Consider the following 14463-nt stretch of genomic DNA (forward strand, 5'->3'; position numbering starts at 1 on the left):
ACAATAATGAAATATTTAATTATAGGAAGTGGAGGAACCGGTGGATCTATCGGAGGATTTTTAGCAATGAAAAAAGAAAATCAAGTTTCTTTTATATCTAGGGGAAGAAATTTAGAAGCAATTAGAAAAAATGGATTAATATTAAGTAGTGGTATTAAGGGAGAAATTCATTTAAAAGATGAAATAAAAGTATTTTCTAAAGAAGAATACAATGAAAAAGCAGATGTTATTTTTATTTGTGTAAAAACTTACTCCATAGATGAAATACTATATATAGTTGAAAATGCATGTAAGAAAAATACTGTAATAATACCCATTATGAATGGATTTAACGTAGGTGAAAAAATTGCTGATAAAATAAAGAAAGGGATAGTTTTAGATGGTTGTATGTACATATCAGCTTATGTAGATTCTCCTGGAAATATTGTTCAGCTAGGAAAATTATTTAAAGTAGTTTTTGGTCCTAGAAAAAATCAAGAGGTAGATATGGAACTATTGAAGAAAATAAAAAATGATTTAAATGAATGTAATATAGACACTAAATTATCTAATAGTATTTGGAAAGATACATTCTTAAAATTTTCTTTTATTTCCACATATGCAGCTTGTGGTGTTTATTATGATATTGATGCAGGGGAAATGCAAGAAGAAGGCGTTTATAGATCAAAATTTATAAGTCTTAATAAAGAAATTTTTAATATAGGTAAGACACTTGGGCTAATGGATGTTGATTGCTGTGAAGCTAATTTGCAGACTTTAGATAAGTTAACGAAGGATACCACTGCTTCTACGCAAAAGGATATTAAAAAGGGAAATAAGTCTGAAATTGATAGTTTAATTTTTGAAGTTGTAAGATTAGGACAATCGTTAAATGTAAATGTTGATAATTATGAAGAAGTATCCTTATTACTTAAATCAAATATATAAAATAATTTTATATAAAAATTTAAATTAATTATTTGACAAGTATTAGAAGATAATATACTATTATTATTACAAGTTAACAAGTCAATAATCTGATGAAGCTTTACAGAAGAGTTGTCTTAGGACACACCGAAGGAGTTATACTCTCAGGTACTTTTTATAAAAGTGGGACTGTAAAGAATAGGAAACTCTGGAGATACCCGTAAAGGGAGCCGAAGGTGCAAGGCTTAATTGCTCAATCTCTCAGGCAAAAGGACAGAGAATATATATATGTATAAAGCATTTTTATGCTTTTCTTTAATATGTATGAAATCCTATACTAAATCATCTCTATGATTTAGTATTTTTTTACAATTCATACATATTCGTAATTATTATATTTTTAGCAAACTGTATATTGTTATTGTATACAGGATGCAATTATTCTCGCCTTTATTCATAAAGGATTATGTGATTTTGTACTTAAATTATTTAATGACAAAAGGAGCGTTTTTTATGGATTTTCTTAATTTATTAAACCAAGTGGACAGTTTTATATGGGGGCCGCCATTATTAATTTTACTAGTAGGTACAGGTATTTATCTTACAGTTAGGTTGGGATTAATACAAATTGTAAAATTACCTAAAGCATTAAAATTGATTTTCAAAGCTGAAAATGAAGGTAGTGGAGATATTTCAAGTTTTGGAGCTTTATGTACAGCTCTTGCAGCAACAATAGGAACAGGTAATATAGTTGGAGTTGCTACAGCAATTAAAGCTGGTGGACCAGGGGCATTATTTTGGATGTGGCTTGCTGCCTTCTTTGGAATGGCAACTAAGTATTCAGAAGGTTTACTTGCTATAAAATTTAGAGTTAAGGATGAAAATGATCAAGTATCTGGTGGACCAATGTACTATATAGTAAATGGTATGGGTGAAAAATGGAGACCCTTAGCATCATTCTTTGCCATAAGTGGTATATTAGTGGCACTTTTAGGAATTGGGACTTTTTCACAGGTTAATTCAATTACAGATGCAGTACAAGGTTCTTTTAATATAGATCCAAAAATAACAGGAGTAATATTAGCAATTTGTGTAGCTTTAGTTGTATTTGGAGGACTTCAAAGTATATCAAATGTGGCAACTAAAATAGTTCCTTTTATGACAGTAGCATATATATTAATATGTCTTACTATTTTGGGTAAATCTTATACATTAATACCAGAAACAGTTGTGCTAATATTTAAAAGTGCTTTTACTGGTCAAGCAGCTGCGGGAGGTTTTATTGGAGCAACTGTATCTATGGCTATTAGAAACGGTATAGCTCGTGGTGTTTTTTCAAATGAATCAGGTCTTGGTAGTGCTCCAATTGCAGCTGCTGCAGCAAAAACTAAGTGGCCAGCAGAACAAGGTCTAATATCAATGACAGGAACATTTATAGATAGTATAATAATTTGTACTTTAACAGGAGTATCTTTAATAATTTCAGGTGTTTGGCAAAGTGATTTAAATGGAGCATTAATGACTCAATCAGCTTTTGCATCAGTACTTCCAAATTTAGGACCGATATTTTTAACAATAAGTTTAAGTTTATTTGCTTTTACAACGATCCTTGGGTGGAGTTATTATGGAGAAAGATGTTTTGAATTTTTATTTGGAGTAAAAAAGATAAATTTATTTAGAGGTTTATTTGTACTTATGGTATTACTTGGCGCATTTTTAAAACTGGAAATGGTATGGATTATAGCTGACATAGTAAATGGTCTTATGGCATTGCCAAACTTAATCGCTTTACTTGCATTGTCTCCAGTGATTATATCAGAGACTAAATTATATTTAGATCATTTATATGACCAAAACAAATCAAATAGTGAAAAGATAAGTTAAATAGTAGATTTTTAATAAAAAGGCAAGCAAAATAGTATCTAACTTTTGTATATATAACCTTAGATTGAAGTAAAATTCATTCTAAGGTTTTTAATATATAAAATTATAAATCACTATTATTGATAAGAATTGGCTATAATTTAATTAGTTATATAAGAAAATAAGAGGGGGAATTGATTTGAGCAAAGTTGTAATAAAAAATTGTGAAAATTACAATATAGATGCTTTAACAAAAAATATAAATGAAGGAATTGATAACTTAGGGGGTTGGGGAAAATTTGTACATAAAGGAGCCAATGTTTTACTTAAAGTAAATCTAATAGGTCCTAAAACCTCAGATAGTGGTGCAATTACGCATGTGGAGTTTATTAGAAGTATAATTAAAATTTTAAAAGAAAAGGGATGTAATGTTTTTATTGGAGATTCTTCAGGAGGAGCTATAGCAGGTATTGCTCCAACAAATCAAAGTTTTATTTCTTCAGGTATTGAAAAAATGGCAAAAGAGGAAGGAGCTGAGATTAAAAGTTTTGACAAAGAGGGCGTAGTGAAATGTGATGATAACTTAGTTTATGGACCTATGTACATAGCAAAGCCCATGTTTGATGCAGATATAGTAATAAATCTTCCTAAACTAAAGACTCATTCGGCAGCAATGTATACTGGTGCAGTAAAAAATTTATTTGGATGTATACCAGGATTGAAAAAGGCATATTATCACAAGATTGCTCCTAATCCACTTGATTTTGGAGATGTTATTGTAGATATTAATAAAAGTTGCAAAATCAACTTGCATATAATGGATGGAATTGAAAGCATGGAAGGAGAAGGACCTACAGGTGGAACTGTTTACAAAAGTAATAAGATTCTAATTAGTGAAGATCCCTTAGCCTTAGATACTGTTGCTTCAAAAATGATAGGAATGGATGTTGATAATATTCCAATCCTAAAAAAAGCACAAATGAGGAATTTAGGGGAAAGTAATTTAGAAAAAATAGAATTATTAGGGGATTTTAGTTTATTGCCTAAATTACATAATTTTAAATTTCCTAAAAATTATAATAGTAATAAAAGAAAAAACTATAATGCAGTTAAAAGTGTAATTGATTTTATGAAGGCAAGACCTAAAGTTAATTTGAAAAAATGTAAAGGTTGCAACATGTGCGTAGATAGTTGCCCTGTATCTGCTATAGAAAAAGGCAGTAAAGCAATTGATTATGATAAATGTATTGAATGTTTATGTTGTCATGAACTTTGTTTACATAAAGCAATAGATTTAAAGAGAAGTAATTTTATTGCTGGCATTATAATGAAATTGCCTTTTAAATATTAAAATTTATAATTCATATATATAATAAGTAAATAATAAAAATAAACCATTAGATTAAAATATAAATAATGTTAACAAAAAACCTTAGATTGAAGCAAAATTCATTCTAAGGTTTTTGTGTTTTAATAAAAATATATACTATACAAATATAAAGTTTATATAGAAAAATTGTTATATATTTTGTGTAGCTTCATACAAATTGAAATTTTTTCGTAAAACTCAATGCTGGAATCTTCTAAATTTAATAAAGATTTTATTTTCAATATTCTATATCTTATAGTATTTTCATGCTGATAAAGTATTCTAGAACAAGTTTTGTAGTCGCCATTACATTCTACAAAAGCAATTAGGGTTTTTAATAAATCTTTATTATATTTGTCGTCATACTCCTTTATAGGATTAATTATATCCTTGTAGTAATTTTTAATTTCAGGTGTATCCTTATAAGAAAATAACCATGGTATTATACCTAATTCCTTATATCTAATTATAGAAAATGGTTTTTTGTTCATAGAGGTTAAGCATAAAATGGACTGAGAAATAGCTGTTTTAGCATCGACCAAGTCAATAAAATTATTGCTTATACCAATTATATATTTATCTACATTATTCTTTATAATGTCGCTATAATATGAAATAGTAGAGTCTATTGATTTTAAATCATCTTTATAATAACTAATAATTAAGATAAATCCATTTTTATAAGGAATACATATATTATTTTTATTTTGATTTAACAAATTTAAAAAATCAGAAGAATAATTATAATAAGCATTAGATGAATAAAAATATATGGCTGTTATATAGTCTAAAAAATGTGGGTTAATAGTATTTAGTATTTTTTTAGAGTCTAATAAAGAATATGTATTCATTAAATTAGCTAGTTGTGATTCTAACAAATAGTTTTTTTCATTTTTGAAAAGGAGATAAGCCACATCTCTGATAATATCACCATAAGAAATTGAATAATCTATAGTAAGAACAGGGAAATTTATTTTATTGCAATGATTTATAAGTTCTTCAGAAAAACAATCTAAATATTCACTAGTAATACATAAACCACTACATTTGCAAGAATCTAAAAAATTTATTGCATATATTCCATACTCTATACTTTCTTTAAAAAAGAAAAAATTGCTTATGAAAAAATCCCCGTCTTTTAAAACAACTCTATCTCGACTTTCTTCTATTGGACAATCAAAGACAGACACTCTATTTATTATTCTATTTAATCCGTTGTGACCAGCAATAATCTGGCTCTCTTTAAATAAATCTAATTTTAATAAATCTTTTACTAATATTCCCATCTTTACCCCCTAAATATTAATTATTTGCTTAATGATTCTACAAATTAATCATATCATAATCTTTAATTAAGTATTGGAAAAAATTATAAATGAGGATGAAGTATTGGAAAAAATTATAAAAAAAGAATATTTTTTTTGTAAATATTCCAAAAAATGATATTGTTAATATTTATACACTTATATTAGAAGTTAAATAAAACTTTATAAAAATAGGGAGGGAAGATTGTGAAACTTGAATTAGGAAACTTTTATGTAAAAGACATAAAGTTTGGTAGTGAAACATCTTATAATGAGGGGATTTTAATAATTGACAAAGAAGATGTCTTAAACTTTGTAAAAAAAGATGCAAGAATAACAGATGCGGATTTATACATTGTAAATCCAGGAGATAAGATAAGATTATGTCCAGTGAAAGAAGCTATAGAACCAAGAGTTAAGCTTGACAAATCACCATTATTCCCAGGATATACAGGTGATCTAACATTGTGTGGTAGTGGAAGAACTCATGCATTAAAAAATTGTAGTGTTCTTGTAGTAGGAAAACATTGGGGTGGATTCCAAGATGGCTTAATAGATATGAGTGGTGAAGGTGCAAAATTAACTTATTTCTCCCAATTAAAAAATATAGTTTTAGTGGCAGACACTAATGAAGATTTTGAAAAAAATGAACAACAAAAGAAAAATGATGCTCTAAGACGTGCAGGACACAAAATGGCAGAATATATAGCTAAATGTGTAAGTGAATTAGAACCAGAAGAGATAGAAACTTATGAACTAGATCCAATAACTAAGAGAAGTAAAGAGGTAAATGATTTACCGAGTGTAGTATTAGTATTACAAGGGCAGTCTCAAATGGAAGAAATGGGATATAATGATTTAGTTTATGGATGGGATTTAAATCACTTTGTACCAACTTTAATGCATCCAAATGAAATATTAGATGGAGCTTTAGTATCAGGAAGCTTTATGCCATGCTCATCAAAATGGTCTACTTATGATATGCAAAATGCACCTGTATTAAAAAGAATATACAAAGAGCACGGTAAAACTTTAAATTTCTTAGGCGTAATATTATCTAATCTAAATGTTGCCTTAGAGCAAAAAGAAAGATCAGCTATATTTGTAGCGCAAATGGCAAAATCTTTAGGAGCAGATGGAGCTATAGTTGCAGAAGAAGGTTATGGAAATCCAGATGCTGACTTTGTAGGATGTGTTGTTGCTTTAGAAAATGCAGGGGTAAAAGTTGTAGGATTGACAAATGAATGTACTGGAAGAGATGGTAATTCACAACCTTTAGTTACATTAGATGAAAAATTAGATGCAGTAGTATCATGTGGTAATGTTTCTGAGCTTATACAATTACCTCCAATGGAAACAGTACTTGGAGAATTGGAGGCATTAGCTAGAGATGGATTATCTGGTGGATGGGCTAATGATGAAATTCTCGGATCTTCAGTAAAAGAAGATGGTTCAATTATAATGGAAAACAATTCAATGTTCTGTGGGGACCAAGTTTTAGGTTGGTCTACTAAGACAATGAAAGAATTCTAAGAAGGAGGGAAAAAGAATAATGAAAAATGCTATCTTATATCTTAATCAATTTTTCGGGCAAATAGGTGGAGAAGATAAGGCTGACTACCAACCTGAAATAAGAGAAGGTTTAGTTGGGCCAGCTCTACAGCTAGACAAATTATTAGATAATGGACAAATTACTCATACAATAATATGTGGTGACAACTTTATGGGATCAAATACAGAAGAAGCTATAAATACAATATTAGGATTTTTAGAAGACAAAGAATTTGATGTATTTATTGCAGGACCTGCTTTTCAAGCTGGTAGATACGGTGTAGCTTGTGGTCATATATGTAAAGCAGTAAAAGAAAAATTTAATGTTCCAGTTATAACTTCTATGCATGAAGAAAACCCAGGAGTAGATATGTTTAAAAAGGACATGCCTATACTAAAGGGAGGAAATAGTGCAGCTAAAATGAGAAATGACTTAAAAGTTTTATCTAAATTAGTAAACAAAGTCTTAAATGAAGAAGAAATACTAGATGCTGCATCTGAAGGAATTTTTGAAAGAGGAAAAAGACATCAAACATTTAGAACTGATAATAAACTAGCTTCTGATAGAGCTGTAGAAATGCTTTTAAGAAAATTAAAAGGTGAAGAGGTAGCTACAGAAATGGTAGTTCCTAAAATAGATCGAGTTCCTATAGCTAAAGCTATACCAGATATGAAAAAAGCTAAACTTGCTTTAGTGACTACTGGAGGTATAGTTCCTGTAGATAATCCAGACAGAATACAATCGGCATCAGCTACTAGATGGGGAAAATATGATATATCTGATTTAGAAGCACTTCAACCAGGTGTTTATAAAACAATACATGCTGGATTTGATCCTGCTATTGCGGATGCAAACCCAAATGTAATTACGCCAATAGATGCCCTTAAACAGTTAGAAAAAGAAGGAGAAATAGGAAGTTTACATGAATATTTCTACACAACAGTAGGAACTGGAACTACTCAGGGAGAAGCATCTAAGATGGCAAAAGAAATAATACCATTCCTACAAGAAGCCAATGTTGATGCAATAATAATGGTTTCTACATGAGGTACTTGTACTCGTTGCGGTGCAACGATGGTTAAAGAATTTGAAAAAGTGGGATTCCCAATTGTTCAAATGTGCAACTTAATTCCAGTTGCTAAAACAGTAGGATCTAATAGAATAGTACCTACAATTTCAATACCTTATCCAATGGGTGATCCTTCTAAAACAAAATCAGAAGAATACCAAATGAGATATAACATGGTAAAAACTGCTCTTAAAGCTTTAAGTACAGATATTAAAGAGCAAACTGTATTTAAACATGAAATTTAGATTAATTAAATTTGTACATAGAGGAGATTTAATATTATGAAAGATATAAATAGAAAAGATAATCGTGTTTTTTATTCCTCTCTTGTTATTACAATACCAATTTGCCTATGGGCAATTATAGATAGTAAAAGTTTTAGTAATATAGTAAATAATAGTTTTTCATTTCTAACAGAAAAATTTGGATGGCTATATTTAATATCAATGTTTAGTTTTATTGTATTTCCTCTGATTATTGCATTTAGTAAATATGGAAAACTAAAATTAGGAGAAGATGATTCTAAACCTGAGTATTCAACAATGTCTTGGTTTGCTATGCTATTTTGTGCGGGTATGGGAATTGGATTAATATTTTGGGGTGTTGCAGAGCCACTTTCTCATTATTTATCACCTAGAGGTGCAATAGAACCAGCAAGTGTAGAATCAGCAAAATTTGCATTAAAGACATCTTTTTTACATTGGGGATTACATCCATGGGCTGGATATAGCTTACTTGGATTGTGTTTAGCATATTTTCAATTTAGGAAAGGAAAAAAAGGTTTAATAAGTAGTATTTTTGAGCCTTTATTGGGGGAAAAAATAAACGGTCCCATTGGAGTGATAATTGATACATTAGCTGTATTTGCAACAATAGCTGGTGTTGCAACATCCTTAGGATTAGGAACTTTACAAATAAATAGCGGTTTGAACTATATATTCAAATTGCCAAATAACTTAACAACTCAAATTATAATAATAAGTATCACTACCGCATTATTTATAATTTCAGCAACTTCGGGACTTGATAAAGGTATTAAGACACTTTCTAATATTAATTTATATACAGCTGTATTTATAACATTAACAGCTTTGTGTGTAGGTCCTACTTTAGAGATATTTAACAATTTTACAAATGCATTTGGATCATATTTTCAAACAATAATATATGACAGCTTTAATATTTCAGCATATGAAGATAACTCATGGCTTAATGGATGGACAATATTCTATTGGGCATGGTGGATAGCTTGGGCACCATTTGTAGGCACGTTTATAGCAAGAATATCTAAAGGAAGAACTATAAAAGAATTTGTTTTAGGTGTTATGATAGCTCCTGCTATGGCATCTTTTATTTTCTTCTCAATATTTGGAACTTTAGGAATAGATTTATCAATGAAAGGAATTTTAAATATTAATGAATTACAGTTAATAGTAGGGGATGTTTCTACTGCATTCTTTGCTGTATTATCTCATTATAATTTAGGATTAATTATTTCTGTAGTTACAATTTTCTTACTTATAACATTTTTCGTCACTTCTGCAGATTCAGCAACATTTGTATTAGGAATGTTTACAAGTAATGGAGAATTAAATCCTCCTAATAAAAAGAAAGTAATTCTAGGTTTATTACAATCTTTATTAGCAATCTGTCTACTCATTACAGGTGGACTTACTGCACTTCAAACAGCATCTATAGTTGCAGCATTTCCATTTATATTTATAATGTTACTTTCAATGGTTTCTTTTGTAAAAGCATTAAAAGATGAAAATTTAGAAAATCTTAGTACAAAGGAAAAAGAAATTGACAATGCGTAATTAGGTAATAAATTAACAAATATATTATTAATAATTGGAGGAATATAATGACTAAACTATATGATGTTATCGTCATTGGTGGAGGTCCTGCAGGACTTTCAGCTGCATTATATGCAGGAAGAGCAAGACTAAGCACTTTAGTATTAGAAAAGAAAAAAGAAGGTGGTCAAATAGCCCTGACTTCTGAAGTAGAAAACTACCCAGGATGCTTAGAAGGTGAATCAGGACCATCATTAATTGAAAGAATGCATAAGCAAGTATTACACTTTGGCTCTGAATTTGCTATTGATGATATAGAATCAGTTAATTTAGAAGGTTCTATAAAAGAACTAAAAGGTAAAAAGGGTATTTATCAAGCTAAAACTGTAATAATAGCTACAGGTGCTTCATCAAGACCAATAGGTTGTGCAAATGAAAGAGAATATATAGGCAAAGGTGTATCATACTGTGCTACATGTGACGGATCTTTCTTCGAAGATTTTGATATATATGTAGTTGGTGGCGGAGACACAGCGGTTGAAGAAGCAATGTTCTTAACTAAGTTTGGAAGAAGTGTAACATTAATACACAGAAGAGATGAACTTAGAGCTGCTAAATCTATACAAGATAAAGCATTTAAAAATCCTAAGATGAAGTTCATGTGGGATACAGTAGTTAAAGAAGTATCGGGAGATGGAATATTAAGTACTATGGTTGTTGAAAATGTAAAAACGGGTGAATTAACAACTATAGAAGCTGACGAAGAAGATATGACATTTGGACTATTCGGATTTGTTGGATATGTTCCAAAAACAGATATGTTTAAAGATATGTTAACTATGGAAAAAGGTTATATAGTAACTGATGATAATATGAAGACTAATATAGACGGAGTATTTGCTGCAGGAGATGTTAGAGTTAAATCTCTAAGACAAGTGGTAACTGCAGCAGCAGATGGTGCTATAGCAGCTGTTCAAGCTGAAAAATATATAGAATCTTTAGACTAGTGAGGAGGTAAAGAAATGTTAGTAGTAGATAAAAATACTTTTAAAACAGAAGTCCTTGAAAGTGAAGGATATGTATTAGTAGATTTCTTTGGTGATGGATGTGAGCCATGTGCAGCTTTAATGCCTACAGTTGAGGCCCTAAGCGAAAAATATGGAGAGCAAATAAAATTCACTAAATTAAATACAACTAAAGCAAGAAGACTTGCTATAAGTGAAAAAATATTAGGTTTACCAGTTATTGCTATATACAAAGATGGAGCTAAAGTTGAAGAAGTAGTTAAAGAAGATGCAACTGAAGAAAACATCGAAGTAATGATCAAAAAATATCTATAGTAAAGAATTAGTTTATAAGAATGATGGATGTGTAACAATAAGTCAGTTATATGTCTGTTGTTAAAATATAAAATAAAAAAATAAGGACAGGAGGTATTTCTAATGAGTATATTAGAAAATAAGAAAGTCATCATAATCGGTGACAGAGATGGTATTCCTGGTCCAGCAATAGAAGAATGTGTTAAGACAGCTGGTGGAGAGGTTGTTTTCTCTTCAACTGAATGCTTTGTCTGAACTGCTGCTGGAGCAATGGACCTAGAAAACCAAAAAAGAGTAAAAGAATTTGCTGAAGAATTTGGTGCTGAAAACGTAGTTGTTATGTTAGGTGCTGCAGAAGGTGAAGCTGCAGGACTTGCTGCAGAAACTGTAACTGCAGGAGACCCAACTTACGCAGGTCCATTGACAGGAGTCCAGTTAGGACTTCAAGTATACCATGCTTGTGAGCCACAAGTAAAAGAAGAATTTGATGCAGGTGTTTATGATGAACAAATAGGAATGATGGAAATGGTTCTAGATGTTGATGATATAGTAAATGAAATGTCATCAATAAGAGATGAATTTTGTAAATATTAAGAAAATCTACAAATATTAAAATAATTTAGCTAATCGATAAAGAGTATTTTGAACTTTTATCGATTAGCTAATTTCAAAATAGGGGGAACAATATGAATAGTGTATTAAAAGCAGCGGGATACGTACTTGCTCATACTCCTGATATGGTAATTCATAACGGGACTACTCAAACTACTGAAAGAGTAGTTAATCCAGACTCTGAGTATTTAAAAGTATTAAAAGAACATATAAGAACTTATGATGAAGTGGTAAAATACCCACCAAATCAAGCATATATAGGAAATATAACTCCAGATGAATTATCGAAATATGAAATGCCTTGGTATGATAAAGAGACTCCAGATGCTAGTAAATATGGTAAATTTGGAGAAATAATGCCACAAGAAGAATTTTTAGGATTAATGCAAATATGTGATGTATTTGATTTAGTTAAATTAGAAAAAAACTTTGCATCTTTAAGTAAGAATTTATTAAGCGAGAACAAGCTAATTTCATCTGATTTAGTTGGACAAATTAAAGAAGGTGAAGAGTTAGATACGATAATGAAATTTATAGAAGAAGAACATGCAGAACCTTTATACAATAATGGACAAGTTGTGGGCTGTGTAAAAAATGCACATGATGTAGATACAAACTTATCTGCTCACATATTATTAGAGAACTTAGTTTCAAAAGCTTCTTGTGCCTTCTCTATAATGAACATGCTTGATAAAAATAATGTAAATAAAGATGATATAGATTATGTTATAGATTGTTGTGAAGAAGCATGTGGTGATATGAACCAAAGAGGTGGAGGAAACTTTGCCAAAGCTGCTGCTGAAATAGCAGGACTTAACAATGCTACAGGATCAGACGTTAGAGGGTTCTGTGCAGGACCTGCTCATGCTATGGTTCATGCTGCTGCTCTTGTAAAAAGTGGTACATTCAAAAACGTAATAGTTTGTGCTGGTGGATCTACTGCAAAACTTGGTATGAACGGAAAAGACCATGTTAAAAAAGGTATGCCAATACTTGAAGATATGGTTGCTGGATTTGCAGTATTAGTAAGTGAAAACGATGGCGAAAGCCCAGAAATAAGAAATGATATTGTGGGACGCCACACTGTTGGAACTGGTTCTTCTCCTCAAGCAGTAATTAGTTCTTTAGTTAGTGAGCCACTTGAAAAAGCTGGAATGAAAATAACTGATATACAAAAATATTCTGCAGAAATGCAAAACCCAGATATAACTAAGCCGGCAGGAGCTGGAGACGTACCTAATGCTAACTACAAAATGATAGGTGCACTAGCTGTTAAGATGGGTAACTTAGATAGAAAAGAATTACCTTCATTTATAGAAGAACATGGTATGGTAGGTTGGGCTCCAACTCAAGGACATATACCATCAGGAGTACCTTATCTAGGATTTGCTAGAGAAGATATAATGGCTGGTAGTGTTAAAAATGCCATGATAATTGGTAAAGGAAGTTTATTCCTTGGAAGAATGACAAACCTATTTGATGGTATTTCATTTGTAATAGAAGAAAACCAATCTAAGAAATTCCAAGGTTTAGAAGAAGATGAAGCGGTAGATGTAAAAATACCAAAAATAGCAATAACTACTATAGGAAGCGAACATGGTGAAAAAAATGTTATAGAAGGCGCTTTAAAAGCTATTAAATCAAACATTTCAGTTACAACTATAGGTAGTGAAAGTGCTGATGGTTTAAAACATGTTAAAACTGACTGTGAAAAAGAAGCACATGAATTAATGGAAAATCTTTTAGATAGTAAGAAAGTTGATGGGGCAGTAACTATGCACTATCCATTCCCAATAGGTGTATCTACAGTAGGTAGAGTGATAACTCCTGAAAAAGGAAGAGAAATGTTCATAGCAACTACTACAGGAACTTCTTCTGCAGATAGAGTAGAAGGAATGGTTAAAAATGCTATATACGGAATAATAACTGCTAAAGCTTGTGGAATAAAAAATCCAACAGTTGGAATAGCTAATGTGGATGGTGCTAGACAAGTGGAAATAGCTCTTAAAACATTAAAAGAAAAAGGTTATGATATAAACTTTGCACAGTCTGATAGAGCAGACGGTGGAGTAGTTATGAGAGGTAACGACTTAATGACAGCGTCAGCTGACGTAATGGTTACAGATTCATTAACTGGAAACTTATTAATAAAAATGTTCTCTGCTTATAACTCAGGTGGAAAATATGAATCAGTAGGATATGGATATGGACCAGGAATAGGCAAAAATTTCAATAAATTAATAATGATCATATCAAGAGCATCAGGAGCACCGGTTATAGAAGGTGCAATCAAGTTTGCAGCTGAACTTGTAAATAATGATGTTCACAATATATCAAAAGAAGAATTTGCAAAAGTTGAAAAAGCTGGATTTAGTGAAGTTTTACAAGGACTAAAAAAATCAAAACCTCAAGCATCTGCAGCAACTGAAGAAAAGGTGGAAGCACCTGAAAAAGAAGTTGTAACAGAACAAATCTCTGGAGTAGATGTAATGGATTTAGAAGATGCAGTGGAAGTTTTATGGAAAAATAAAATATATGCTGAGAGTGGAATGGGTTGTACTGGACCAATAGTACTTGTTAACCCTGCTAATGTTGAAAAATCTAGAGCATTATTAATAGAAGCAAAATTCATAAGTGAATAATATTTTAGAGTAGGAAGAAATTACATCTTCC

11 protein-coding genes and 1 riboswitch are annotated in these 14463 nt (G+C 30.7%); of the genes, 10 read left to right on the forward strand and 1 reads right to left on the reverse strand.

The genetic code is table 11. The features are described from left to right. Positions 1–6 precede the first annotated feature (6 nt). The 3 genes from TVTCOM_RS06580 to TVTCOM_RS06590 all read left to right on the forward strand — a co-directional run bounded on the left by TVTCOM_RS06580 (position 7) and on the right by TVTCOM_RS06590 (position 4120). Positions 7–927, forward strand: coding sequence for a ketopantoate reductase family protein (locus TVTCOM_RS06580; RefSeq protein ID WP_434799053.1), 921 nt, complete (start codon positions 7–9; stop codon positions 925–927). 177 nt (positions 928–1104) lie between these two features. Further along, positions 1105–1193, forward strand: a riboswitch (glycine riboswitch). A gap of 226 nt (positions 1194–1419) precedes the next feature. Beyond that, positions 1420–2790, forward strand: a complete 1371-nt coding sequence (locus TVTCOM_RS06585) for an alanine/glycine:cation symporter family protein (RefSeq protein WP_434799054.1) — start codon at positions 1420–1422, stop codon at positions 2788–2790. Between the two features lie 178 nt (positions 2791–2968). Beyond that, positions 2969–4120: a DUF362 domain-containing protein gene (locus TVTCOM_RS06590; RefSeq protein ID WP_434799055.1), complete on the forward strand. Its 1152-nt coding sequence runs from the start codon at positions 2969–2971 to the stop codon at positions 4118–4120. 152 nt (positions 4121–4272) lie between these two features. Here the strand turns inward: TVTCOM_RS06590 and TVTCOM_RS06595 are convergent, their stop codons facing one another. After that, on the reverse strand, positions 4273–5424 hold the full coding sequence (locus TVTCOM_RS06595) for a PucR family transcriptional regulator ligand-binding domain-containing protein (protein ID WP_434799056.1): 1152 nt from the start codon (positions 5422–5424) through the stop codon (positions 4273–4275). Between the two features lie 225 nt (positions 5425–5649). Between TVTCOM_RS06595 and TVTCOM_RS06600 the strand changes: the two genes are divergently transcribed. The 7 genes from TVTCOM_RS06600 (at position 5650) to grdC (ending at position 14432) form a co-directional block, all read left to right on the forward strand. Beyond that, positions 5650–6975: a glycine/sarcosine/betaine reductase component B subunit gene (locus tag TVTCOM_RS06600; RefSeq protein ID WP_434799057.1), complete on the forward strand. Its 1326-nt coding sequence runs from the start codon at positions 5650–5652 to the stop codon at positions 6973–6975. 19 nt (positions 6976–6994) lie between these two features. Beyond that, a complete protein-coding gene (gene grdH / locus TVTCOM_RS06605) occupies positions 6995–8308 on the forward strand; it encodes a betaine reductase selenoprotein B (RefSeq protein ID WP_434799058.1) in 1314 nt (437 codons plus the stop codon). Between the two features lie 36 nt (positions 8309–8344). Beyond that, the gene (locus TVTCOM_RS06610) at positions 8345–9880 is read left to right on the forward strand and encodes a glycine betaine uptake BCCT transporter (protein ID WP_434799059.1); all 1536 of its coding nucleotides are present in this window, start codon (positions 8345–8347) and stop codon (positions 9878–9880) included. Positions 9881–9927: 47 nt separating this feature from the next. Beyond that, complete coding sequence (trxB, locus tag TVTCOM_RS06615; RefSeq protein ID WP_434799060.1) at positions 9928–10866, forward strand: thioredoxin-disulfide reductase; 939 nt, start codon at positions 9928–9930, stop codon at positions 10864–10866. 15 nt (positions 10867–10881) lie between these two features. Continuing rightward, positions 10882–11199: a thioredoxin TrxA gene (gene trxA, locus TVTCOM_RS06620; RefSeq protein WP_434799061.1), complete on the forward strand. Its 318-nt coding sequence runs from the start codon at positions 10882–10884 to the stop codon at positions 11197–11199. A gap of 102 nt (positions 11200–11301) precedes the next feature. After that, complete coding sequence (gene grdA, locus TVTCOM_RS06625) at positions 11302–11772, forward strand: glycine/sarcosine/betaine reductase complex selenoprotein A (protein ID WP_434799062.1); 471 nt, start codon at positions 11302–11304, stop codon at positions 11770–11772. Positions 11773–11864: 92 nt separating this feature from the next. Further along, positions 11865–14432, forward strand: coding sequence for a glycine/sarcosine/betaine reductase complex component C subunit beta (gene grdC, locus TVTCOM_RS06630; RefSeq protein WP_434799063.1), 2568 nt, complete (start codon positions 11865–11867; stop codon positions 14430–14432). The last annotated feature ends 31 nt before the right edge of the window (positions 14433–14463 follow it).

Origin of the sequence: Terrisporobacter vanillatitrophus, from assembly GCF_051148895.1 — a bacterium.
Taxonomy (GTDB): domain Bacteria; phylum Bacillota; class Clostridia; order Peptostreptococcales; family Peptostreptococcaceae; genus Terrisporobacter; species Terrisporobacter vanillatitrophus.

Bases quoted from the DNA above. Each gene is read 5' to 3' on its own strand.
- grdC (WP_434799063.1), top strand. From the start codon at position 11,865: ATGAATAGTGTATTAAAAGCAGCGGGATACGTACTTGCTCATACTCCT.
- TVTCOM_RS06585 (WP_434799054.1), top strand. From the start codon at position 1,420: ATGGATTTTCTTAATTTATTAAACCAAGTGGACAGTTTTATATGGGGG.
- TVTCOM_RS06580 (WP_434799053.1), top strand. From the start codon at position 7: ATGAAATATTTAATTATAGGAAGTGGAGGAACCGGTGGATCTATCGGA.
- trxA (WP_434799061.1), top strand. From the start codon at position 10,882: ATGTTAGTAGTAGATAAAAATACTTTTAAAACAGAAGTCCTTGAAAGT.
- TVTCOM_RS06610 (WP_434799059.1), top strand. From the start codon at position 8,345: ATGAAAGATATAAATAGAAAAGATAATCGTGTTTTTTATTCCTCTCTT.
- TVTCOM_RS06595 (WP_434799056.1), bottom strand. From the start codon at position 5,424: ATGGGAATATTAGTAAAAGATTTATTAAAATTAGATTTATTTAAAGAG.
- trxB (WP_434799060.1), top strand. From the start codon at position 9,928: ATGACTAAACTATATGATGTTATCGTCATTGGTGGAGGTCCTGCAGGA.